At 69.3% G+C, this 22,821-nt stretch carries 17 protein-coding genes; 14 read left to right on the top strand and 3 right to left on the bottom strand.

Going from position 1 to position 22,821, the window contains the following annotated elements:
• Positions 1–88: 88 nt before the first annotated feature.
• From AB0C20_RS11200 to AB0C20_RS11185, 4 genes are read left to right on the top strand one after another with little or no spacing between them, the layout of a single operon-like run.
• Positions 89–1,114: an alcohol dehydrogenase catalytic domain-containing protein gene (locus AB0C20_RS11200; RefSeq protein WP_357181800.1), complete on the top strand. Its 1,026-nt coding sequence runs from the start codon at positions 89–91 to the stop codon at positions 1,112–1,114.
• A complete protein-coding gene (gene kduD, locus AB0C20_RS11195; protein WP_357181803.1) occupies positions 1,111–1,872 on the top strand; it encodes a 2-dehydro-3-deoxy-D-gluconate 5-dehydrogenase KduD in 762 nt (253 codons plus the stop codon). Before AB0C20_RS11200 ends, kduD begins: the two co-directional genes overlap by 4 nt.
• Positions 1,869–2,747 carry an amidohydrolase family protein gene (locus AB0C20_RS11190; RefSeq protein ID WP_357567845.1) on the top strand — a complete coding sequence of 293 codons (879 nt, stop codon included), beginning with the start codon at positions 1,869–1,871 and terminating at the stop codon, positions 2,745–2,747. The genes kduD and AB0C20_RS11190 overlap by 4 nt, the downstream gene beginning before the upstream one ends.
• The gene (locus AB0C20_RS11185; RefSeq protein ID WP_357181809.1) at positions 2,744–3,736 is read left to right on the top strand and encodes an aldo/keto reductase; all 993 of its coding nucleotides are present in this window, start codon (positions 2,744–2,746) and stop codon (positions 3,734–3,736) included. The genes AB0C20_RS11190 and AB0C20_RS11185 overlap by 4 nt, the downstream gene beginning before the upstream one ends.
• Positions 3,737–3,825: 89 nt before the next feature.
• Here the strand turns inward: AB0C20_RS11185 and AB0C20_RS11180 are convergent, their stop codons facing one another.
• Positions 3,826–7,374: a ThuA domain-containing protein gene (locus tag AB0C20_RS11180; RefSeq protein WP_357567844.1), complete on the bottom strand. Its 3,549-nt coding sequence runs from the start codon at positions 7,372–7,374 to the stop codon at positions 3,826–3,828.
• A gap of 519 nt (positions 7,375–7,893) precedes the next feature.
• Between AB0C20_RS11180 and AB0C20_RS11175 the strand changes: the two genes are divergently transcribed.
• The 6 genes from AB0C20_RS11175 (at position 7,894) to AB0C20_RS11150 (ending at position 15,889) form a co-directional block, all read left to right on the top strand.
• On the top strand, positions 7,894–9,405 hold the full coding sequence (locus AB0C20_RS11175) for a sugar ABC transporter ATP-binding protein (protein WP_357181815.1): 1,512 nt from the start codon (positions 7,894–7,896) through the stop codon (positions 9,403–9,405).
• A complete protein-coding gene (locus AB0C20_RS11170; RefSeq protein WP_357181818.1) occupies positions 9,402–10,373 on the top strand; it encodes an ABC transporter permease in 972 nt (323 codons plus the stop codon). The genes AB0C20_RS11175 and AB0C20_RS11170 overlap by 4 nt, the downstream gene beginning before the upstream one ends.
• A 2-nt stretch (positions 10,374–10,375) precedes the next feature.
• Positions 10,376–11,359, top strand: a complete 984-nt coding sequence (locus AB0C20_RS11165) for an ABC transporter permease (RefSeq protein ID WP_091401048.1) — start codon at positions 10,376–10,378, stop codon at positions 11,357–11,359.
• Between the two features lie 13 nt (positions 11,360–11,372).
• Entirely contained in the window at positions 11,373–12,557 is a 1,185-nt protein-coding gene (locus AB0C20_RS11160; protein ID WP_357181821.1) for a substrate-binding domain-containing protein, read from the top strand.
• Between the two features lie 6 nt (positions 12,558–12,563).
• Positions 12,564–13,415, top strand: coding sequence for a sugar phosphate isomerase/epimerase family protein (locus AB0C20_RS11155; protein WP_357181824.1), 852 nt, complete (start codon positions 12,564–12,566; stop codon positions 13,413–13,415).
• Positions 13,416–13,495: 80 nt separating this feature from the next.
• Positions 13,496–15,889 carry an RICIN domain-containing protein gene (locus AB0C20_RS11150; RefSeq protein WP_357181827.1) on the top strand — a complete coding sequence of 798 codons (2,394 nt, stop codon included), beginning with the start codon at positions 13,496–13,498 and terminating at the stop codon, positions 15,887–15,889.
• 66 nt (positions 15,890–15,955) lie between these two features.
• On the opposite strand, the gene AB0C20_RS11145 is transcribed toward AB0C20_RS11150, so the two are convergent.
• Together AB0C20_RS11145 and AB0C20_RS11140 are read right to left on the bottom strand one after the other, a co-directional pair.
• Entirely contained in the window at positions 15,956–16,966 is a 1,011-nt protein-coding gene (locus tag AB0C20_RS11145) for a family 43 glycosylhydrolase (protein ID WP_357181830.1), read from the bottom strand.
• A 19-nt stretch (positions 16,967–16,985) separates the two neighbouring features.
• Positions 16,986–18,011 carry a LacI family DNA-binding transcriptional regulator gene (locus tag AB0C20_RS11140; protein WP_357181833.1) on the bottom strand — a complete coding sequence of 342 codons (1,026 nt, stop codon included), beginning with the start codon at positions 18,009–18,011 and terminating at the stop codon, positions 16,986–16,988.
• A 372-nt stretch (positions 18,012–18,383) separates the two neighbouring features.
• Here AB0C20_RS11140 and AB0C20_RS11135 point away from each other — a divergent pair, with 372 nt between their 5' ends.
• The 4 genes from AB0C20_RS11135 to AB0C20_RS11120 are packed head-to-tail and all read left to right on the top strand — an operon-like array spanning position 18,384 to position 22,668.
• Positions 18,384–19,739, top strand: a complete 1,356-nt coding sequence (locus AB0C20_RS11135; protein WP_357567843.1) for an extracellular solute-binding protein — start codon at positions 18,384–18,386, stop codon at positions 19,737–19,739.
• The gene (locus AB0C20_RS11130) at positions 19,736–20,689 is read left to right on the top strand and encodes a sugar ABC transporter permease (RefSeq protein WP_357181839.1); all 954 of its coding nucleotides are present in this window, start codon (positions 19,736–19,738) and stop codon (positions 20,687–20,689) included. The genes AB0C20_RS11135 and AB0C20_RS11130 overlap by 4 nt, the downstream gene beginning before the upstream one ends.
• Positions 20,686–21,510 (top strand): carbohydrate ABC transporter permease, encoded by an 825-nt coding sequence (locus AB0C20_RS11125; RefSeq protein ID WP_124860646.1) that lies wholly within the window; start codon positions 20,686–20,688, stop codon positions 21,508–21,510. The genes AB0C20_RS11130 and AB0C20_RS11125 overlap by 4 nt, the downstream gene beginning before the upstream one ends.
• Before the next feature lie 3 nt (positions 21,511–21,513).
• Entirely contained in the window at positions 21,514–22,668 is a 1,155-nt protein-coding gene (locus AB0C20_RS11120) for a serine hydrolase domain-containing protein (RefSeq protein ID WP_357181844.1), read from the top strand.
• Positions 22,669–22,821: the final 153 nt, after the last annotated feature.

Below are 22,821 nucleotides of genomic sequence, written 5' to 3'. Positions count from 1 at the left end.
TAAGGCGTGGGTGCATCGCGACGGCGGTGCACCCACGACCATGCCCGGTCGGCACGACCGACGTACCGACCGTCGAGACGGAGGAACGATGAAGGCAGTCGTCTACCGGGGAGCGCGACACCTCGGAATCGAGAACCGCGACCCGGAGCCACCAGGCCCCGGCCAGGTACGGATCGAGGTGGCGTACACCGGCATCTGCGGTACGGATCTGCACATCTACCACGGCGACATGGACGCCCGGGTTGGTGACTCCGCGATCATCGGGCACGAGATGTCCGGGCGGATCGCGGCCATCGGCGAGGGCGTGACCGGCTGGAACATCGGTCAGGCCGTCACCGTGATGCCGACCCGGCCCTGCGGGCGCTGCGCCGCCTGCCAGCGGGGCAACTCCCACGTCTGCCACGCGATGAACTTCCTGGGCATCGACTCACCGGGTGCCATGCAGTCCTCCTGGACCGTTCCGGTGGAGCTGGTTCTGCCGCTTCCGGAGGAGTTGCCCCTCGACCACGCGGCGCTCGTCGAGCCGGTGGCGGTCGCCGTGCACGACGTCCGCCGGGGCAACGTGACCGCCGACGACCAGGTGGTAGTGGTCGGTGGTGGGCCGGTGGGCGTCCTCATCGCCACCGTCGCGCGGGGCCGTGGCGCGCGGGTGCTCCTCGTCGAGCCGGACCCGTTCCGACGCGAGGTGGCGGAGGGCATCGGGATCGAGGCCGTCGACCCGCGAGCGACCGACGTCGTGGCGCTGGTCAACGACCGTACCGATGGCGCGGGCGCCGACATCGCCTTCGAGGTGTCCGGCTCACCGGCCGGTGTCACCACGGCTGTCGATGTCCTCACCACTCGCGGGCGGCTGGTCATGGTGGCGATCCATCCTCAGCCCCGCGAGGTCAACCTGCACCGGTTCTTCTGGCGTGAGCTGGAGCTCCTGGGTGCCCGGCTGTATCAGCGCGACGACATGGTGGAGGCGATCCGGTTGGTAGCCTCGGGTGCCATCCCGGCACGTCAGTTGATCTCCCGGGTCGAGCCGGTCGAGGCGGCCAGCGCGGCCTTCGAGGCGCTGGAGGGTGGCGGCGTGATGAAGGTGCTGCTCGATGTGCGGGAGGTCAACCAGTGACGGCGTTGTTCGACCTGTCCGGCCAGACCGCTGTCGTGACCGGGGCGCGGCGCGGTATCGGCCTCGCCATGGCCGAGGCGCTGGCCCTGGCCGGCGCCGACATCGTGGGCGTCTCCGCCCAGCTCGAAGCGGAGGGCAGCGAGGTCGAACGCCGGGTGCGCGCCACCGGCCGCCGGTTCACAGCGCTGCGGGCGGACCTCGGTGACCGGGCGGCCGTGCACCGGTTGGCCAGCGACATCACCGCTCTCGGGCCGGTCGACATCCTGGTGAACAACGGCGGCACGATCGCCCGGACCCCGGCCGCGGAGCACCCGGACGAGATGTGGGACCACGTGATCGAGGTGAACCTCAGCAGCCAGTTCATCCTCAGCCGGGAGATTGGCCGGACGATGGTCGAGCGCGGCCGAGGGAAGATCATCTTCACAGCGTCGCTGTTGAGTTTCCAGGGCGGGATCACCGTCCCCGGTTACGCCGCGTCGAAGTCGGGTGTGGCCGGCCTCACCAAGGCGCTCGCGAACGAGTGGGCTGCCCACGGGGTGAACGTCAACGCCATCGCGCCCGGCTACATCGCCACCGACAACACCCAGGCGCTGCGCGACGACCCCGACCGCAACCAGGCGATCCTCGGCCGGATCCCGGCCGGACGGTGGGGCCGGGCCGACGATCTCGGCGGCGCAACGGTGTTCCTGGCGTCGACCGCGTCGGACTACGTCAACGGCGTCGTGCTGCCCGTCGACGGCGGCTGGCTGGGCCGATGACTGGCGCACAGGAGCCCGGGCGCACCGGGATCGTCGACGCGCACCACCACCTCTGGGTCCGCGCCCGGCACCCGCAGCCGTGGATCGACCCGGTGACCATGGCCGCCATCGACGCCGACTTCGAACCCGCCGATCTCGCGCCGCTGGCCCGGGCGGCCGGGGTCACCGCGACAGTGGTGGTGCAGTCCATCGCCTCCGACACGGAGACGGTCGACCTGCTGGGAGTGGCGGCCGAGGACACAGTCGTCAGTGGGGTCGTCGGCTGGGTGGACCTGACCGCCGCCGACGTCGCGGAGCGCCTCGACGCTCTGCGGGCAGCCCGAGGTGGGGAACGCCTCGTCGGCATCCGCCACCTCGTGCAGTCCGAGAGCGACCCGGCGTACCTGGACCGTCCCGACGTCCGTCGGGGGATCGCGGCGGTGGGTGCCGCCGGCCTCGTCTTCGACCTGTTGGTACGCCAACACCAGCTCCCCATGGCCGCGCGTCTCACGCGCGATCTGCCCGAGGTGGACTTCGTCCTCGACCACCTGGGCAAGCCGGCACTCGGCAGTCCGGAGATGGCCGAGTGGGGCCGGGACCTGCGGTCGTTGGCGGCCTCGCCCAACACCACAGCGAAGCTCTCCGGGCTGGTGACCGAGGTGCCGCTCCCGCACTGGACGCCGGCCGACCTCCGACAGGCCGTCGAGGACGCCCTCGACGCGTTCGGGCCGGACCGATTGATGTTCGGCTCGGACTGGCCGGTCTGTCTGCTCGCCAGTTCGTACCAGCGGTGGGTCGACACCCTGGCGGAGCTGCTGAAGGGCCAGGACGGGGCCGACCAGGCGTCGGTCTGGGGCGGGACGGCACGCCGCGTCTACGGGCTGGGGCCGTCATGATGGCGCGCGCACTGCCGCGCCGCCCGCAGCTACGGCTCACCGAGCTGGGCTTCGGCGCGGCGCAGGCGGGCAACCTGTACCGGACGACGACGGACGAGGAGTTCGCCTCGGCGGTCGACGCCGCGTGGGAGGCGGGCGTCAGGTACTTCGACACCGCGCCGCACTACGGTCTCGGGCTGTCCGAGCGCCGCCTCGGTGCCGCGCTGCGCCAACGGCCGCGCGACGAGTACGTGGTGTCGACGAAGGTCGGGCGACTCCTGGTGCCCTCGCCCCAGGACGCGCACCTGCGGGACTCCGACGGGTTCGACGTGGCAGCGACCCACCGGCGGGTGTGGGACTTCAGCCGCGACGGCGTGCTCCGCTCCATCGAGGCCAGCCTGGAGCGGACCGGGCTGGACCGGATCGACGTCGTCTACCTGCACGACCCGGACGACCACTGGGAGCAGGCCGCGCACGAGGCCGTACCCGCCCTGATCGACCTGCGGGACGAGGGCGTCGTGGGCGCCATCGGCGCCGGCATGAACCAGTCGGCGATGCTGGCGCGGTTCGTCCGGGAGACCGACGTCGACGTGATGATGTGCGCCGGGCGGTACACCCTGCTCGAACAGGGCGCGGCAGCCGACCTGCTGCCGGCCGCCGAGAACCGGGGGGTGGGCGTGGTCATCGCTGGCGTCTACAACTCGGGGCTGCTCTCGCGGGACCGGCCGCCGGCCGACGCCGTCTACAACTACCAGCAGGCCCCGGAGGCGCTGATCGAGCGGGCGCGGCGGATCGCCACTGTCTGCGAGACGTACGGTGTGACCCTGCCGCAGGCGGCCCTCGCCTTCGTCCGCAGGCACCCGGCCGTGGTGTCGACGGTGGTCGGCGTCCGCAACGAGGCGCAGGCGGTCGAGACGGTGCGACGGTCCGGGATCGTCGTACCCGAGGAACTGTGGGACGACCTGGCCGCGGCCGGGCTGCTCGCCGCCCCGCCCGGTCGGCCTGCCTGACCGACGACGACGTCCCGGCCGGGACCGGTTCCGTTACTCGGACACCGGTCCCGACCGGGACGTCATCTGTTACCGCGACAGCCGTGGGGTCACACTGCGGTGAACCGCCACTGCTGGTTGGCGGCGCTGTGGCAGGTCCACTGCAACAGTCGGGCGCCGTCGGTGGTGGCAGCACCGTTGACGTCCACGCAGAGGCCGCTCAGCACACTCTTCACCGTGTACACGCCGGAGGTTCCAGTCGCGGTGGCGGTGAACTTCTGCTGGTTGCCGTTGTTGCAGGTGGCCTGCTGGAGGAAGGCACCCGCCGCGGTCGAACTGCCGACCACCTCGACGCACTTGCCGCTGTGCACCGCCTTCAGGTAGAGCGCGCCGTTACCGGCGTCGACGGCCTGCCACCTCTGGTTGTTGGCACCGGTGTTCGCCCACTGGGTGATCTGGGCGCCGTCGGCGGTGGAGACACCGCTGACGTCCATCAGCTTGTTGCTGTGCTGCGCCGTGACCGTGTAGGTCTTGCCCGCCAGGCCACCGCCGGTACCGGTGCCGGGTGTCCCGACGCCGTTCCCGCCGAAGGTGTGCGAGTCCAGATCGAACGAGTTGCTGCTGTTCTTGAACACCATGTAGAGCGTCTGTGTCCCGCTGAGCGCGGCGACGCTCACCGGAGTCGTTGACTGGTAGTTGTCCCAGCCGCCCGTATTGGGCACCGTGGTGGTGGCCAGCAGGGTGCCGGTCGGCGAGCCGGCGCGCAGCTCGATCGAACCGCCGCCGGAAGGCGACGACACCCGGTAGCTGACCGTCGAGATGCCCGACAGGTTCATCGGGCTGAACGCGATCCAGTCGTTGGTGGAGATGTCACCGATGCGCTTGGTGCTCTCCGCGGCGGCCTGGTCGACGACCCGGATGCCGGACTGGCTGCTGAAGTACTCGGACTGCTTGTGCTTCGGTTGCAGGATCGCCTGCGCGGTGCCGGTGAGCGGGGACCCGCCTCCCGAGCCGCCGTTGTCGGTGTACCGCGCGTTCAGCACGTAGAACAGGTTGGCGCCATCCGGGTGACCGCCGAGCAGGTCGGTGGAGATGGTGCCCGAGCAGCCCGGGTACTCCGTGGTCTCGTGCGCGTGGTCGTCGTGACCCAGCGCCGGATTGAGGATGACCTTCGAACAGTCGACAGTGCCGCCGTCCGGATCGGTCACGGTGATCTGGTACGACACCTTGTCGCCGAAGGTCAGCATGCCTCCGTTGCCCGGTGTGGTGATGGTGACCACCGGGGCGCTGTTGCCGACGGTGATCGGGACGTTGGCGAAGCCGGTCTTGCCGGTGCTGTCGGTGACCTTCAACTGGGCCGTGTAGTTGCCGTTGGAGGTGTACGTCTTCGACGGGTTGGCCGTCGTCGAGGTGGTGCCGTCGCCGAACGTCCACAGGTAGCTCAGCGTGTTGCCGTCCGGGTCGGACGTGCCCGCGCTGCTGAACTGGACGGTCAGCGGCGAGGAGCCGCTGGTGGGTGTGCCGGTGGCCTTGACGATCGGTGACCGGCCGCCCTGGATGTAGTCGATCCGGTAGAGCCCGGAGTCGCTGTTGCCGCCACCGAAGTTGGTGCCCCACTCCAGCAGGTAGAGCGAGCCGTCCTTGCCGAACTCCATGTCCATCGGCTTGTTGAACCCACCGCTGGGCAGGAACGGGTTGGTGCGGGTCACCGCCGTGGAGGAGTCGAAGTGCACCTCCTTGATGTAGTTGCGCGACCACTCGTAGAAGAAGTGCACGCCGTCGTAGTAGGGCGGGAACTTCGTCTGGGACGGGTTCGACGCGTCGTACCGGTAGACCGGGCCGCCCATCGGGGCGGAGCCGCCGGAGCCCAGCTCCGGGAAGGTCGTCGAGGTGGGGTAGCCGTACCAGATGTTCGGCATGACGACCGGCTTCAGACTGGTCAGGCCGGTGTTGTTCGGCGAGTTGTTGACAGGCGCCGAGCAGTTGAACTTCGAGCCGACGGCGCCGGTGTCCGGGTTGAACGGCGCGTAGGGCTGGTTGTTGCCGTGGCAGAACGGCCAGCCGTAGTTGCCGGGCGTCTTGATCACGTTGAGCTCGACCAGGCCCTCGGGGCCGCGGTTGGTGGTGGGCGGGTTGCGGTCCGGTCCGTAGTCGGCCAGGTAGACCCAGCCGGTGGCCGCGTCGATCGAGAACCGGAACGGGTTGCGGAAGCCCATGGCGTAGATTTCCGGCTTGGTCTGCGCCGTGCCCTGGGGGTAGAGGTTGCCGCTCGGGATGGTGTAACTACCACTGGCCCCGGGACGGATACGCAGCAGCTTGCCGCGCAGGTCGTTGGTGTTGCCAGCGGTCCGGGCGGCGTCCAGGTTGGACTTGCCCGAGCGCCAGTCCAGCGGGGCGTAGCCCTGCCAGTTGGGGTCGAGGTTCGGCGGCGTGTCGTCGCCGGTGCCGATGTAGAGGTTTCCGTCCGGGCCGAACTCGATGTAACCGCCGGTGTGGCCGGGCTCCGGGAACGTCCGGTCGCGGTAAGCCGGGATGTCGATGATCGTCACCCCGCTGGACGTGTTCAGCGTGTCGCCGCTCATCGTGAAGCGGGAGACCCGGTTGACGTCGGTCGAGCTGCTCGCCGGCGAGTGGTAGAGGTACACGTACCCGTTGGTGGCGAAGTTGGGGTCCAGCGCCATGCCGGTGAGGCCGTCCTCACCGCCGGTGTAGACGCTCAGCGTGCCGGCGGTCACCGTGCTGTTCGTGGAGGGCTTGAAGATCTTCAGCTGCCCGCCGCGCTGGGCGTAGAACACGCGCCCGTCCGGGGCCACGGCCATCGCCATCGGGTCGACCGTGTTGTCGTCCAGGGTGCGCTTCTCGAAGTTGCCCCAGACGGTGCCGCCGCAGTCGCCGGCAGCGTTCCCGGCGGCCCACTTGATGCCACCGAGGACGTGGTTCTGGAAGTTCGTCTCGCTGTAGGAGGCGATCGCGTGGCCCATCGCGGTGGCCCACACCCGCCCGCCGCCGGTGTCCCGACACCAGGAGATCGGGTGGTCCGGGCCCATCGCCCGGGATCCCGGGTTGTAGGTGCGCTCGTCGGCGGTCACCAGGACGTGCACCTTGCCGCGCGGGTTGGCGTCGAAGTTGTACCACTCCTCGCTGCGGGTCCACCGATCCGGCAGGCTGGCCGTCGACGGGTGCTTCTTGTCGGCGACGATGGCGGTGCCCTGCAGCACGCCGGGGGAGTGCTCGGGCATGTGGGCGCCGCCGTTGATGGTGTTGTCCCACCACGGGTACTCGGACTCGATGCCCATGTCGGTGGCGTTGTGGACCGCCACGATGCCCTTGCCGCTGGCGAGGTAGCCCTCCACCGCCTGGCGTTGGGCGGCCGAGGTCCAGACCATGCCGGAGGTCTGGAGCATCACGATCACGTCGAAGGTCGCCAGGTTGGCGGCGGTGAAGACGCTCGAGTCTTCGGTCGCCACCACCTCGAAGTTGTTCGCGGCGGCCTGCTGCTGGACCATGGCGATCGCGGCGGGGATCGAGTCGTGCCGGTAGCCGGTGGTCTTGCTGAACACCAGGGCGCGGAAGGCCGGGGCGGCCGACGCGGGTGGAGCGAGTCCGAGCGCCAGTAACAGACCGGCGATCACTGAGATGAGCAATGTGTTACGACGCATGCCGTCTCCTAGTTGGGCGGGCGTTGGGATTGCGGACACGGGTCCTACGACGCGTCAGGTTGACCTGGACACGCGAGGGACACGGGCGCGCTGGTCTGTCCTCATGCCGTTCGCCGCAACGGCAGTCAGACCTGCGGGACGTCACACAGCGTGATGGTGGCTGTGGTTCTCGTCCCGTGGTCCACGAGGTCAGGATGAGCTAGAGATCGAAGACTGTCAATGCACGAAGTAACGTCCGACGTCCTGCCCGGTGGACGGCGGTCGCGCTCGGCCCCCTTGACGCGGCACCGCCTGCCGATCGCGACCCGGCCTGGCGGTCGGGCTTGATCGAGGATTGCGGACCCGCATCCAAACATCTATCTTCATACGTGTGATGTTTCGCCGGTGTCAAGGAAATGTTTGCAACGCAAGAACGTAAGTCCTCGTTGTTGGCACGAAAGCTTGTTGTTCGGCGCCTCGAAGCCGCCGTAGTGTGGCATTTAATCATGTCGATGACTACTGTCTGTGAGGGCTTTCGGGATGTCAGATCCGCCGCCGACGCCACTTCTCACCCTTCGGGGCATCGGCAAGTCCTTCCTCGGAGTCCGCGTCCTCGACGACGTCGACCTCGATGTCGCACCGGGCGAGGTGCACGCCGTGGTCGGTGAGAACGGCGCCGGGAAGTCGACCCTCATGAAGATCGTCTCGGGCGGGTACGCCCCGGACGGGGGCACTGTCGAGTTCGCCGGTGCGACGCGCACGTTCCGTGGCCCGCGCGACGCGCAGCGGGCCGGCATCGGCATCATCCACCAGGAGTTCAACCTGCTCCCGGAGCGCACCGTCGCCGAGAACGTCTACCTGGGGCACGAGCCGGTCCGGCGCGGGCTCGTCGATCGTCGGGGGATGCTCGACAGCACCACGCGGCTGCTCGCCTCGATCGGCGAGACCACCTTGCCGGCCGACGCCCGGGTGGGGCAGTTGGGTGTCGCACAGCAGCAAGTCGTCGAGATCGCCAAGGCGCTCGCCCTGGACGCGCGGCTGCTCATCATGGACGAGCCGACCGCCGCGCTGGCCGACCACGAGGTCGAGTTGCTCTACGGGCTGGTGCGTCGACTCCAGGAGCGGGGCATCGGGCTGCTGTACGTCTCACACCGGCTCGCCGAGGTCTTCGACCTGTCCAGTCGGATCACAGTGCTCAAGGACGGCCGTCGTGTCACCACAGTGGACACCGCTGACACCACCGCCGACGCGTTGGTGCGGCACATGGTCGGCCGGGAACTGTCCAGCTACTACCCTGACCGGGCCGTCCCGGAGGACCGGGGCCCGGTGCGGCTCAACCTTCGCGACGCGGGAAACCGGAAGCTGCGAGACGTCAACCTCCAGTTGCGCGCCGGCGAGGTGCTCGGCATCGGTGGCCTTCAGGGCTCTGGACGCTCGGCGCTGGCCCGCGCGATCTTCGGGGTGTCGCCGTTCACGACCGGCGACGTGACGCTCGACGACCGGCCGATCCGACTGCGCTCACCCCGCACCGCCATGCGGGCCGGCATCGCCTACGTCACCGAGGACCGCAAGGGTGAGGGGATCGTCCCCCGGCAGTCGGTGCTGGACAACGCGCTGCTCGCCAGCCGGGCCGTCTTCGCCGCCCGGTCCGGCCGGGCCGCGAGGACCGCCCGCGTACGCGAGCTGCTGGCCGCCGTGGAGATCCGCGGCGCCGGCGACGACCAGGAGATCCGCTTCCTGTCCGGCGGCAACCAGCAGAAGGTCGTGCTGGCCCGATGGCTCGCGCTCAACCCGCGGATCCTGCTCTTCGACGAGCCGACCCGGGGCATCGACGTGGGCGCGAAGTCAGCCATTCACGACCTCGTCCGCCGCCTCGCCCGTGACGGCGCGGCCGTGCTGATGATCTCGTCCGATCTACCGGAGCTGCTGGGGATGAGTGACCGGATCGTCGTCATGCGGGATGGCCACGTCGCGGGCGAGCTGCCCGCCGGCGCGACCGAGGAGGAGGTCGTCGCGTTGGCGGTCGGCACCGTGCGGGAGACCGTCCAGTGAGCGCACTGTCGCTGCTGCCGGCCCGGCGTTCCGTACCGGGCGTGTTCGTGGCCCTGACCCTGACCCTGACGATCGGCTGGCTGGTCGTCCTGCTCGACGGGGGTCAGCTCTTCAACCAGTCCACGACGGTGAGTCTGCTGCATGTCGCCGCCGGCCTCGGGCTGGTCGCGGTGGGCCAGACCCTGGTCATCCTGGGGGGCTCGCTCGACCTCTCGGTGGCGTTCGTGATCAGCCTCAGCACCCTCGTCGCGGCCGAGACGATGAACGGCAGCGACGGCGCGGTGCTGCCGGCGATCGGCCTGGTGCTTGTCGTCAGCGCCGGCGTCGGGCTGCTCAACGGGCTCCTCGTCACCAGGTTCCGGGTCAACGCGTTCATCGCGACCCTCGGCGTCGGGCTGCTGCTCAAGGGTTACCTCGACAACGGCTACGACGGCCCGGCCGGCACCACAGCACCCTCACTGGTGCAGGCGCTCGGTTATCAGCGCGTCGGTCCGGTGCCGGTGTCGTTCCTGCTGCTGATGGCGGTCACCGCGGCGGCCTGGTTCGCGCTCTCGCGGACCCGCTTCGGCCACCACCTGGTCGCCGTCGGCGGGGATCCGGAGGTGGCCCGGCTCTCCGGCGTCCGCAACGACCGGGTCCTCATCACCGCCCACATGCTGTGCTCGATGTGCGCGGGGCTCGCCGGCATCTACCTCGCCAGTCGGCTCGGCTCGGGCGCTCCGCGCGTCGGCACCGAGGGCCTCTACGACCTGGAGTCGATCGCCGCGGTAGTGATCGGTGGTACCGCCCTCGCCGGTGGGCGCGGCGGCGTCATCGGCACTGTCGGCGGGGTGCTGCTGCTGGCCAGCATCGACGCCATCTTCAACCAGCTCGAGGTCGACGCCTTCTTCAAGCAGGTGATCCGGGGCGTCATCATCATTGCCGCGGTCGCCGTCTACGCCCGCCGGGCCATGCGAAAGGCGGCCTAGCCATGCAGACCGTCCAGCCCCGTTCCCTGCCGCTGCGTCTGCCGCGGGTTCGTCCCGGCGGCGTCCTGCCGATCCTCGCGATCCTCGCGGTGCTGTTGGTGCTCGTCGGCATCCGGCAGCCCGACTTCCTGGCCCCGCAGTCGCTGATGTCCTTCCTCGGTCGTTCGGCGCCGATCATCCTGCTCGCCGCCGGCCAGTACTTCGTGATCGTGTCCGGCGAGTTCGACCTCTCGGTCGGTTCCCTGGTCACCGCTCAGGTGGTGGTCGCCGCCCGGCTGATCGACAGCGACCCGGCGCGTACCTGGCCGGTGGTGCTGCTCCTGCTCGCCTTCGGCGCCCTGGTCGGGCTGGTCAACGGCCTGATCACGACACGGCTGCGGGTGCCGTCGTTCATCACCACCCTCGGCATGTTCCTGATCCTCGTCGGCGCGGTCTACCTGTGGTCCGACGGCGCTCCGAAGGGCGGGCTCTCCGAGGAGTTCCGGCGGTTCGGCCGGCGGGCCTTCGAGGACGTGCCGGTGCTGGGCCGCGTGCCGTACGCGCTGCTGGTCCTTGTGGTCCTGGCGGTGGCGGCCGTGCTGCTGATGCGCTCCGATTTCGGCCGGACGTTGGTCGCCGTCGGCGACAACCCACGCACCGCCGAGCTCAGCGGCGTACGCGTGTGGCGTACCCGGACCTTCGCCTTCATCCTCAGCGGACTCGCGGCGGCGGTGGCGGCCATCCTGCTGGGCGGCTACAGCGGCGTGTCGTTCCAGGCCGGCGCGGGCCTGGAGTTCGGTGCGATCACCGCTGTCGTCCTCGGCGGGGTGGCGCTCGGCGGGGGTCGCGGCGCGGTCGTCGGGGCGATGCTCGGCGCGCTGACCCTTGAACTGCTGTTCGCCCTCATGAATTTCTACGGCGTCTCCGGCGCCCTCAGGTCGACCGTCCAGGGCGGCATCATCCTGCTCGCCGTGGCGGTCTCGGCAACGCGTTCTTCTTCGAGATAAAGGGGAAACCATAGTGCGACGATCCATGGCGGCCATTGCCGCTGTCACAGTACTGTCCCTCGCCGCCTGTGCGACCGACGAGCCGGCCGCGAGCCCGTCGGGTAGTGCGTCCGCCGCCGCCGGGTCCGGCACCGGGGACCAGTCGAAGTTCTTCGTGCAGGCCGACTACGACGCCGAGCTTGCGCTGCTCGACGCGGCACCGACAGGCCCGGCCGACAAGCCGTGGGAGCAGGTGCTCAACCCGACGATGGTCGACACCGCCAAGTTCAAGAAGAGCGGCCCGCACAAGATCTGCTTCTCGAACGCGGCCCTGAACAACCCGTGGCGGCAGGTCGGGTTCAAGACCATGCAGGCGGAGGTCGAGGCGCAGAAGAGCCGCATCAGTGAGTTCGTGCACGTCGACGCCGAGGGCAAGGACCAGAAGCAGATCGCGGACATCAACGATCTGCTCGGCAAGGGCTGCGACGCGCTCATCGTCTCGCCGAACACCACCGCCACGCTCACCCCGGCCGTCGAGGCGGCCTGCAAGGCCGGGCTGCCGGTCGTCGTCTTCGACCGTGGTGTCAACACGAAGTGCCCGGTGACGTTCATCAACCCCATCGGCGGTTACGGGTTCGGCCACGTCGGGGCCGAGTTCGTCAGCCAGAAGATGAAGCCCGGCGGCAAGGTCCTCGCCCTGCGGATCCTGCCCGGCGTCGACGTCCTGGAGACCCGCTGGTCGGCGGCGAAGGTGGCGTTCGACAAGGCGAAGGTCGACGTCGTCGGTGTCGAGTTCACCGATGGTGACCCGGCCAAGACCAAGAAGATCGTCGACGACTACATCCAGCGGTACGGCACCATCGACGGGGTCTGGATGGACGCCGGAGCGGTGGCCGTCGCGGCGGTCGAGGCGTTCCAGGACGCGGGCAAGCCGGTTCCGCCGATGAACGGTGAGGACCAGCTCGACTTCCTGAAGATCTGGAAGGACAAGAAGCTCACCGCCATCGCACCGACCTACCCGACCTACCAGTGGCGTACGCCGGTCATCGCCGCGCTGCGGATCCTCGACGGCCAGCAGGTCTCCAGCCCGTGGAAGCTGCCGCAGCCGACAGTCACCCAGGACAACCTGGACCAGTACCTCGACGCGGGCATGCCGCCGCTGCACTACGCGATGTGCGGCTGCACCGACCTGCCCGGTTACCCGCAGCGCTGGAAGTAGGGCCTGATGTACGCCATCGGCGTCAACCCCTGGGTCTGGGCCTCGCCGGTCGACGACGAGGCCCTGGCCGAGCTGATCCCGCGGATCGCCTCGTTCGGCTTCGACGCTGTCGAGTTGCCGATCGAGCAGCCCGGCGACTGGGACCCGATCCGTACCCGGGACCTGTTGGCGGCGCACGGCCTCGTCGCCGCCGGCGTCTGCGCGGTCACCTCGCCGGGGCGGGAACTGGTCGACGCTCCACCAGCGGTCGTCGAGTCGACGGTGGCGTACCTCAAGGGTTGCGTGGCGAGCGCGGCGGCCGTCGGCGCTGGATGCGTCGGCGGTCCCGCGTACGCCTCGGTCGGCCGCACCTGGCGGATGTCGCCGGCGGCTCGGGCGGCCTGCTACGCGGACTTCCGGCGGGCCCTGGCGCCGGTTGCCGACCAGGCCGGCGAGGTGGGTGTGAGCATCGGTGTCGAGGCGTTGAACCGCTACGAGACGAGCGTCGTCAACACGATCGAGCAGACGATCGAGTTGATCGACGGGCTACCGTCGAACGTCGGCATCATGATCGATACCTATCACATGAACATCGAGGAGGCCGACCCCTACGCGGCTCTCGCGGTCGCTGGCCCGCACATCAAGCACGTGCAGGTCAGCGGCACCAACCGGGGCGCTCCCGGTGCTGACCACTTCGACTGGCCCCGCTTCTTCGCCGTCCTGCGGGACACCGGCTATCAGGGCGCGATCTGCATCGAGTCGTTCACCGCGGAGAACGATGCGATCGCCACCGCTGCGGCGATCTGGCGTCCGTTGGCCCCCTCGCAGGACCGTCTCGCCACGGACGGCCTGCGCTATCTCCGGGAGATCCTCGGATGACCGCCTCGACCCGCCACCCCCGCGCTGGTCGAGGCCGTTCCGCCACCCCCACCCCGTTCTCACGTCAGGAGCACCGTCCCGTGTCCTCGTCCCTTCCGGCGCTGCGCCGACTGCTGGCCGGCGCCGCCGCGTCAGCGGTGACCGCAGTGGTCGCGGTAACCGCCTCGGCGTCCCCGGCCCTCGCGGCCACCACCACCCTCTACGCGTCACCCTCCGGCACCGGCACCACGTGTTCCGCCAGCCAACCGTGTTCGCTGACCGCCGCCCAGACCGCGGTGCGGGCGATCAACAGCGCGATGTCCGGTGACATCGTCGTGGAGTTGGCCAACGGCGCGTACCGCCTCTCGGCGCCGCTGCGGTTCACAGCGGCCGACTCGGGCAACAACGGCTATCAGGTGATCTGGCGGGCGGCCTCCGGCGCACGTCCGACGGTCACCGGCGCCCGCGCTGTCACCGGTTGGTCGCTCGTCGACTCCGGGAAGAACATCTGGCGGGCCAACGTCGGCGCCGGGCTCGACTCCCGTCAGCTCTACGTCAACGGGGCCGTCGCCACCCGGGCGCGCACCGCTGTGAACCGCTCCGACTTCACCTTCACCACGTCCGGCATGCGGTTCACCAACGGCGCGCTCAACTACCTGAACAACCTCGGCAACCAGAACCGGGTCGAGGTGGAGAGCGTCGGCTCGTTCACCGACCGGTACTCGCCGGTGCAGAGCATCAGCGGGAACTTCCTGACGATGCAGCAGCCGGCGTGGAACAACAACACCTTCGGGTTCGACACCCTTTCCAGCCCGCACCGCGCCGGTCCCTTCTACCTGACCAACGCGTACGAGTTCCTGGACTCGGCGGGGGAGTGGTACCTCAATCCCAGCAACGGCCAGCTCAACTACATCCCGCTCGCCGGACAGAACATGAGCTCGGTCAGCGTGGAGCTGCCGCAGTTGCAGTCCCTGGTGAACGTCGGCGGCACCTACGACGCGCCCGCGCACCACATCTCGTTCAGCGGGATCACCTTCACCGGCACCAGCTGGCTCGGCCCGAGCAGCAGCAACGGTTTCGCCGACCAGCAGACCGGCGCCCACATCACCGGCACCTGGTCCCGTCCGTCCGACGCGCTGACCTCCTGCCAGGCCGGCTGCCCCCAGTTCGAGGCCACCCGGCCGAACTGGAACCAGATGCCCGCCGCCGTGCAGGTCTCCGCCGCCAACACCATCAGCTTCAGCGACTCCCAGTTCGTCAACCTCGGGCAGACCGCGATCGGCATCGGCAACGACGCCAACGCCCACGCCAGCGGTGTCGGCCTGGGCGCCAACAACATCACCGTCACCCGCTCCGAGATCGCCCGCAACTCGGCCGGTGGCGTCGTGGTCGGCGGCGTGCGGGCCGACGCCCACCACCCCAGTGACCAGCGGATGGTCAACCGCAACGTCACCATCAGCAACAACAAGGTGCACGATCTCGGTCTGGAGTACCGGGGCGTCGTCTCGATCCTCACGACCTACGTGAACACCTCGCTGGTCTCGCACAACGAGGTCTACAACATGCCGTACACCGGCCTGTCGGTCGGCTACGGCTGGGGCGCCAACGACGCCGGCGGCAGCCAGCACTACGCGAACCGGGGTCTGTACAACTACCAGCCGCGCTACACCACGGCGACCACCGCGGCCAACAACCAGGTCATCGGCAACTATGTGCACGACGTCATGCAGCAGATGACCGACGGCGGGTGCATCTACTCGCTGTCGGCGAACCCGGGCGGGTTGATCGCCGAGAACTACTGCCTGCGCACCAACGGCTGGTTCGGGCTCTACTTCGACGAGGGCTCGCGCTACTACACCGCCCGCAACAATGTGTTCTCCTCCACCGGCACCTGGGCCACCGCCAACTACTGGTACGCGGAGAACATGGGCAACTACACAGTCACCAACAACTGGTCGACGAACAACAGCACGAACGTGACCAACGGCGACCGCGGCAACGTGGTCAACAGCAACGTCACGGTCAGCAACGGCAACTGGCCGTCGGGCGCGCAAACGGTGATCAACACGGCCGGCGTGCAGAGCGGTGGCAGCACCAACCCGACGAACGTGCAGATCGTGGGTGCCCAGTCGGGCCGGTGCGCCGAGATCGGCAACTCCAGCACCACCAATGGCACGCAGGCTCAGATCTGGGACTGCATCAGTAACGTCGCCAACCAGCGGTGGACCCACACTGCGAGCCGGCAGCTCATGATCTACGGCACCAAGTGCCTGGACGCCTCCGGCCAGGGCACCGTCAACGGCACGAAGGTGGTGATCTGGGACTGCAACGGTGGTGTCAACCAGCAGTGGAACATCAACTCCAACGGCACGATCACGGGCGTGCAGTCGGGTCTCTGCCTCGACGCGAACGGTGCTGCGACGGCGAACGGCACGAAGTTGATCCTCTGGGCCTGCAGCGGCGGCACCAACCAGCAGTGGCAGGTGCGCAGCTGATCCGGTAGCTGGACACCGACGGGTCCGGGTCGGGGCGACACACGCCTCGACCCGGGCCTGTCTGGTCTACCGCGCCTGGTTCGCCCTCGCCGGGTCCACTGTCAGCCCGGTCGCGGCCTGGTAGCGGACGGAGATTGGGTCGGTGAGTTCCCCGACGAACGTTCCGTCGACGTGGTCGAGGAAACCGATGAGGGACCAGTCGTGGGCGGGGCCGGGGACCAGCCGGGGCGCGTACAGGTGCGGGTGGGCGAACGGCTGGGCGGAGGCGATGTCCCACGGCCCGAGGGTGGTCTCGCCGGTCACCACCCAGATCCGGTGGTCGTCGCGCCGAGCGCTGCCGGTGGCCTCGGCGGAGAAGAGCAGCAGCGGCTGCCCGTCGACGACCGCTACCTGGGGCACCTCCAGGTGACCGAAGCCGGCCGGAGTCGACAACGGCGGCGCGACGGTCCAGGTGACGAGGTCGGTGGAGGTGGCGTGGCCGACGACGCCACGGGTGTCCGCCGGACCGGTGTTGGCGCGGGCGGTGATGAGCATGTGCCAACCCTCGCCGTCGGGGTCGGGAAACACCCACGGGTCACGCCACGCCTGCTCGTACCACAGCTCCTTGTCCAGCAGCTCGTACCAGGTGGGGTCCGCCTCGACGATCGGTTCGGTGCCGTGCCGGTGCCAGGTCATGAGGTCGTCGGAGACGGCCAGTCCGATGCGTTGGACGAGCCCGTCCTCGGCGTGACCGACCCCGGTGTAGAACAGGTACCACAGCCCGTCCGGCCCGCGGACCGTGCAGCCCGTCCAGGTCGCCAGGTCGTCCCAGCCGGGCGCGTCGGCGGGGACCACGGCGTCGGCGACCAGGCGCCACGAGCGCAGGTCCGCCGAGACGGCGTGGCCGATCGTGGCCCGGCGGTGGCGGCGGTGCGGGTCGTGCAGGGCGCGGGACGCGCGCAGGAAGAACACGTGCCAGAGGCCGTTGTCGTCCCGCGCGTACCAGCTGTCCCACACCCAGTGGTCGGGTAGGCGAAGCATGGTCGGAAACCTAGCACTAAACCGTTTTAGCGTCGGCCAACGCCAACCCGTCGGCACGGATCGGGACAGCCGGTGGTCAGCCGACCGGAGGCGCGAGGGACCGGCGTCGGCGCAGCGGCATCGGAACGAGCGAGGGTTCCGCGATGCCCCCGTCCAGGAGCAGCTCGACCGCTCGCCGCCCCATCTGCTCGTGCGGCAGCGCCGTGGTGGCCAGGCTCGGACGCAACCAGGCGGCGATCGGGTCGTCGTCGAACGAGATGACCGAGATGTCCTCTGGGACGGTCAGTCCCGCCTCGCCGAGTGCCTGGTAGGCCCCGAAGGCCAGCCGGTCGTTCATGCAGATGATCGCGCTGGGTCGCTTCGGCTTGCTCAGCAGGCTGCGCATGGCGGCGTACCCGTGCTCGGGCAACCACTCGGTGCAGAAACACTCGGCCAGGAGGCCGACCTTCGCCTCGTCCAGTGTCTGCCGGATGCCGTGCAGGCGGGCACTGGCGGCGAGGGAGACCTCCGGGTCGTCCTCCTTGAGTCGGTTGCGGCCGATCAGCGCTATCGCGTCGCGGTGGCCAAGCTCCAGCAGGGCGGTGGCGACGGAGCGGCCGGCCCCCTCGTCGTCGGGGACCACGCTGGGCAGGCCGTCGGGGCTGGTGGCGTTGAGCAGCACCACCGGGCCGCCGAGGATGGCCGCGGGCACCGTCAGCCGTCGGGTCGCCATCGCCGCGTAGATCACCCCGTCGACCTGCCGGTCCAGGACGGCCTCGATGGCGTACTGCTCGAAGGTGGCGTCGCCCTGCGTCTCGGTGATGAGCAGGACGTGGTCCCGTTCGCGGGCCGCGTCGAGGGCGCCGCGGATGAGGTCACCGGCGAACCGGGTGGTGGCCACGATGTCGGAGACGAACGCGATGGTGGCCGTCTTGCGGGTGCGAAGGCTGCGCGCGGCGAGGTTGGGCCGGTAGCCGAGCTCCTCGGCGGCGGCGAACACCCGCTGGTGCGCCTCGGCCGAGAGTCGGGTGCCCTCCCTGCCGTTGAGCACCATCGACGCGGCGGTCTTGGACAGCCCGGCTTTCCGCGCGACGTCGGCGAGTGTTGCTCTGTTGCGGCCCATCAGTCCTCCGAATCAGGCGCGGTGCCACAGGCGCCGCTCCCGCCCATCATGATGCGTCGCCGTCCGGGATCGAGCGCCGGTCACGTCGGCGTGGTGTGAACCCGACGTTTCCGCACCGTTGCCAAGTTGTCCTTGACAGCTCCCCGCGCCGCGCGCATGCTCTGCTAAATCAGTTTAGCGACCACTTCTGGTGCATCCAGAGGCGCCTTCGGTGGCCGTGCCGGGTTCTTTTCTGCTGACGGTACGGGTGCTGCGCCCGGGCGACAGGTCACGGCGTACGTGTCGTGGCGGTCGCGCGGTCGCGGTGGTCCCGGTGGAGCCGTCGCGCGGCCATGGGTCGCGGGACGCGTGGAGATGTCAAGGAGTCATGAAATGGCAGAATTACTGACAAAGTTTCCGCGACGGAGAACGCTGCTCCTGGCGTCGCTCCTGGCGGTCGGGATGACCGCGACGGCATGCAGCGCGCCGGGCGAGGACCGGTCGTCGACCCAGAAGTCCGATGCCGCCGTCAAGACGGAGCTGGGCACCGACCCGATCACCCTGGACATGTACGCGGAGACCGGCTTCCCGTTGGCCAAGGCGTTGGCCGACGAGTTCTCCAAGCAGCACTCGAACGTCAAGTTCAACATCCGCGAGGACCAGTTCACTGTGATCGTGGAGAACGCGCCCCGGGTGATGGCCTCGGACAACTCGCCCGACATCATCCGGCTCCCGACCATGGTCGACCTGGTCAAGGACGACCTGCTCAAGAACCTCGACCCGTACTTCACCGCGTACGGCTGGGACAAGTTCCCCGCCTCGCAGCTCATGCAGCTGCGCGTCGGCGAGAACACCCGGGGCACCGGCTCGCTGTACGGGATGGGGCTCGGCTACAGCGTCACCGGCGTGTTCTACAACAAGAAGCTGGCCAGCCAGATCGGCATGACCCAGCCGCCGACCACTGTCGCCGAGTTCGAGGAGCTGCTGGCCAAGGCGAAGACCGGCGGGGTCCAGCCGATCATGCAGTTCAACAAGAACACCGCTGGCATCAACTTCCCGCACCAGGCGCTACAGAACCAGTTCGGCGACCCGACCCAGGTCGCCGACTGGATCTTCCAGAAGCCGGGGGCCACGTTCGACACCCCGGCCGCCCTGAAGGCCACCCAGACCATCCAGAAGTGGGCCCAGGCCGGCTACTTCACAAAGGACGCGAACGCCCTCGACTACGCGGGCATGGTGGGGGAGTTCCAGAAGGGCAACGGCCTGTTCATGTTCAACGGCGACTGGGAGTCAGCCAACCTCGACAAGTCGATGCCCGGCAACGTCGGCTTCTTCCTCTTCCCCACCGCGTCTCCCGGTGGAAAGCACGTGGCGATGTCCGCCCCCAACACCTTCGGCGTCTCCGCCAAGGCCAAGAGCCCGGACGCCGCCGCGTACTTCCTGAACTGGGTGCACACCAACGCCAAGGCCCGCGAGATCTCGGTGACCGTCGGCGGCTCCAGCCCTGGCGGCCCGAGTGACCTGCCGGTGCCGAGCGCCGCCCCGAACACGGTGCTGGCTGAGACCCTGAAGGCGTCGCAGCAGCTCGGTGCGGAGAACGGCGCCGTGGACTTCACAGCGAACGCGACCGGCGGCATCTTCGCCGCCGCGATCACGCCGGAGATGCAGAAGCTGATCGCCGGTCAGCAGACGCCCGAGGGGTACGTGAAGGCGGTCCAGGCCGAGTATCAGAAGGAACTGTCCCGATGACGTCTGCCCTCGGCAGCGCACCAACCGGGCGCGACGATCGTCGTGCCCGCCCCACCCCGACGCGGGCCCACCGATTCCGGTGGGCCCGCGCGGCCGGGACCGGCTGGTTGTACGTCCTGCCCGCCCTGGTGATGTACGCGGTGTTCGTCCTGCGTCCGCTCGTCCTGACGCTCCAGTACTCGCTCTACGACTGGAACGGCATCGGGGTGGCCCGCTGGGTGGGCCTGGACAACTACCTCACCGTCTTCACCGACAGCGACCTGCTGAAAATCATCGGCAACGCGATGGTGCTGATCGTCTTCTTCAGCTTCATCCCTGTCGCGCTCGGGCTGTTGGTGGCAAGCATGGTTCGCCGGATCACCACCGGCGCGTTCGGCACCGTCGTCCGTACCATCCTGTTCCTGCCGCAGGTCATCCCCCTGGTGGCGGCGGGCATCGCGTGGAGCTGGCTGCTCTCGTCGAACGGTCTGGTCAACCAGGCGCTGCGCGCGGTCGGCCTGGGTGGCGTCGCCCGCGCCTGGCTCGGCGACTTCGACACGGCGCTGCCCGCCGTCGGCGTCATCGGGGCCTGGGTCCTGCTCGGTCTCTGCACGATCCTGCTGGTCACCGGCATGAGCAAGATCGATCCGGCGCTGTACGAGGCCGCCCGCCTCGACGGTGCCGGTCCGGTCCGCGAGTTCCTCGCCGTGACCCTGCCCAGCCTGCGCCAGGAGATCGGCGTCTGCCTCACCGTCACGATCATCGCGGCGCTGGCGAGCTTCGACATCGTCTACATCTCCACCAGCGGCGGCCCCGGCCTCCAGACCACAGTGCCGGGCCTGGAGATCTACCGGCTGGCCTTCTCGCAGCGGCAGGTGGGGCTCGCCTCTGCGCTCGCTGTCGTCCTCATGCTGCTCGTGCTGGCGTGCGTGCTGCCCATCCAGCGTCTGAGCCGAGGGGAGAAGCCGTGAACCTGAGTCGACGCGAACAGCTGACCGGCCGGGTCTTCCTGATCGCCCTGATCGTCGTCACCCTGCTGCCGTTCGTGAGCATGCTCTCGGCGGCGTTGCAGCCCCGGGGCACGGTGCCTAGCGGGCTCGAGTGGCCGTCCGACCCGCAGTGGGGGAACTTCGCCGACGCCTTCACCGCGGCGAACATGGGCGCCCTGCTCCGCTCGAGCCTGCTCATCGTGGCCGGTGTCGTACCGGTGTCGGTGCTCATCGCGACCATGGCCGGCTTCGGGCTCGGTCAGCTGCGGGTGCCCGGTGGCCGACTCGTCTTCGGTCTCTTCCTGCTGGGTCTGACCCTGCCGTTCGAGGCAGTGGTCACGCCGCTCTACTACCAGATGCAGGACCTCGGCCTGCTCAACACCCGCTGGGCCATCATCCTGCCGCTGATCGGGCTGTACATGCCGTTCGCGGTGTTCTGGATGCGGGCCCACTTCACCAACGTGCCGGTCGAGTTGTCCGAGGCGGCCCGGGTGGACGGCAGCAGCACGTGGCAGTTGTTCTGGCGGGTCCAGGTGCCGCTCGCCCGGCCGGCGATCGCCTCGCTGACGATCCTGATGTTCCTCTGGACGTGGAACCAGTTCCTGCTCGCCATCGTCCTCGTGGACGACGCCACCAAACGCACAATGGCCGGGGCGCTCGGAGCGTTCCAGGGCCAGTGGGGCACCGACCTGGTGCTGCTGTGCGCCGGGTCGCTGCTGATCCTCACTCCGACCCTCATCGTGTTCCTGATCTTCCAGCGACAGTTCATCAAGGCCCTGATCCAAGGGTCAGTGAAGGGGTAGGCAGTGGTCACACAGCCGCAGATCCACGGCGACGTCGACGATCACTTCGGGCGTGTCGCCGACGTCTTCCGCGACAACTTCACCTCCCGGGGCGAGGTCGGCGCCGCGGTTACGGTCTACGTCCGGGGCCGCAAGGTCGTCGACCTGTACGGCGGGGTGGCCGATACCCGCACCGGCCGACAGTGGGACGCGCACACGCCGGTCGTCGTCTTCTCCTGCACCAAGGGGATCCTGGCGATCTGCGCCTACCTGTTGGCCCAGCAGGGCCGGCTCGACCTCGACGCTCCCGTGACGCGCTACTGGCCGGAGTTCGGACAGCACGGCAAGGCGGGCATCCCGGTGCGCTGGCTGCTCACGCACCAGGCAGGTCTGCCCGCTGTGGACCGCCCGCTGACCCTCGAGGAGGTGCTGGCGTGGGATCCGGTCATCAAGGCGATCGAGGCGCAGGCACCGCTGTGGGAGCCGGGTACGGCGCACGGCTACCACTCGATGACCTACGGCTGGCTGGTCGGGGAGGTGATCCACCGCATCACCGGCCAACTACCTGGCGCGTTCTTCGCCGACACCGTCGCGGGCCCGCTCGGCCTGCACACCTGGCTGGGGCTCCCGGCCGCCCAGAGCGACACCGTCGCCTGGGGCCTGGCACCGCCCCCGGACCCTGACCCGTTCGTGGACCCGGTGGCCGAACGGGGCATCACCATGGGCGGCGCATTCGCCTTCCCCGCCGACGCCGACGGCCTGGTCAGCTTCAACGACGACGCCATCCGGGCCGCCGGTGTTCCCGGCGCGGGCGCGGTGAGCACCGCCGAGGGCCTCGCGCGCCTCTACGCCGCCTGTGTGTCGAAACTCCACCGTGGACCGCTGCTCGCGGCGGCGTCGGTGGACGACGCGGTAGTGGTCCGCTCGCGTGGTCAGCAGCGGCACGGGCCGCCGGACACTGGGCAACGCTGGGGCACCGGCTTCCTGCTGCACTCGCCACCGGCCCGGCCCCTGCTGGGTGAGCGCAGCTTCGGCCACGACGGCGCGGGCGGGAACCTGGCCTTCGCCGACGCCGAGCATCAGGTGGGCTTCGGCTACGTGGTCAACCAGATGCGCGGGATGGGTGACGAGCGCGCGAACCGCCTAACGGCCGCCCTCCGCGCCTGCCTGACCGCCTGAGGCGCTCGAGCCGCCGCGCTCCCCGGTGATCATGAAGTTGTTACCGTCAATGACGGCGTGTCATGGCAACAGCTTCATGATCACCGGGGTCGGAGCTGCGGTGTGACCGTCCACTGTGGAAGGCCGGCGGTGTTACGGGGATACTTCGGGCGC

This window comes from Micromonospora sp. NPDC048843 (genome assembly GCF_040649965.1).
GTDB lineage: Bacteria > Actinomycetota > Actinomycetes > Mycobacteriales > Micromonosporaceae > Micromonospora > Micromonospora hortensis.
The sequence above is the reverse complement of the archived record's forward strand: the minus strand, read 5'-3'. Positions and strand labels throughout refer to the sequence as shown.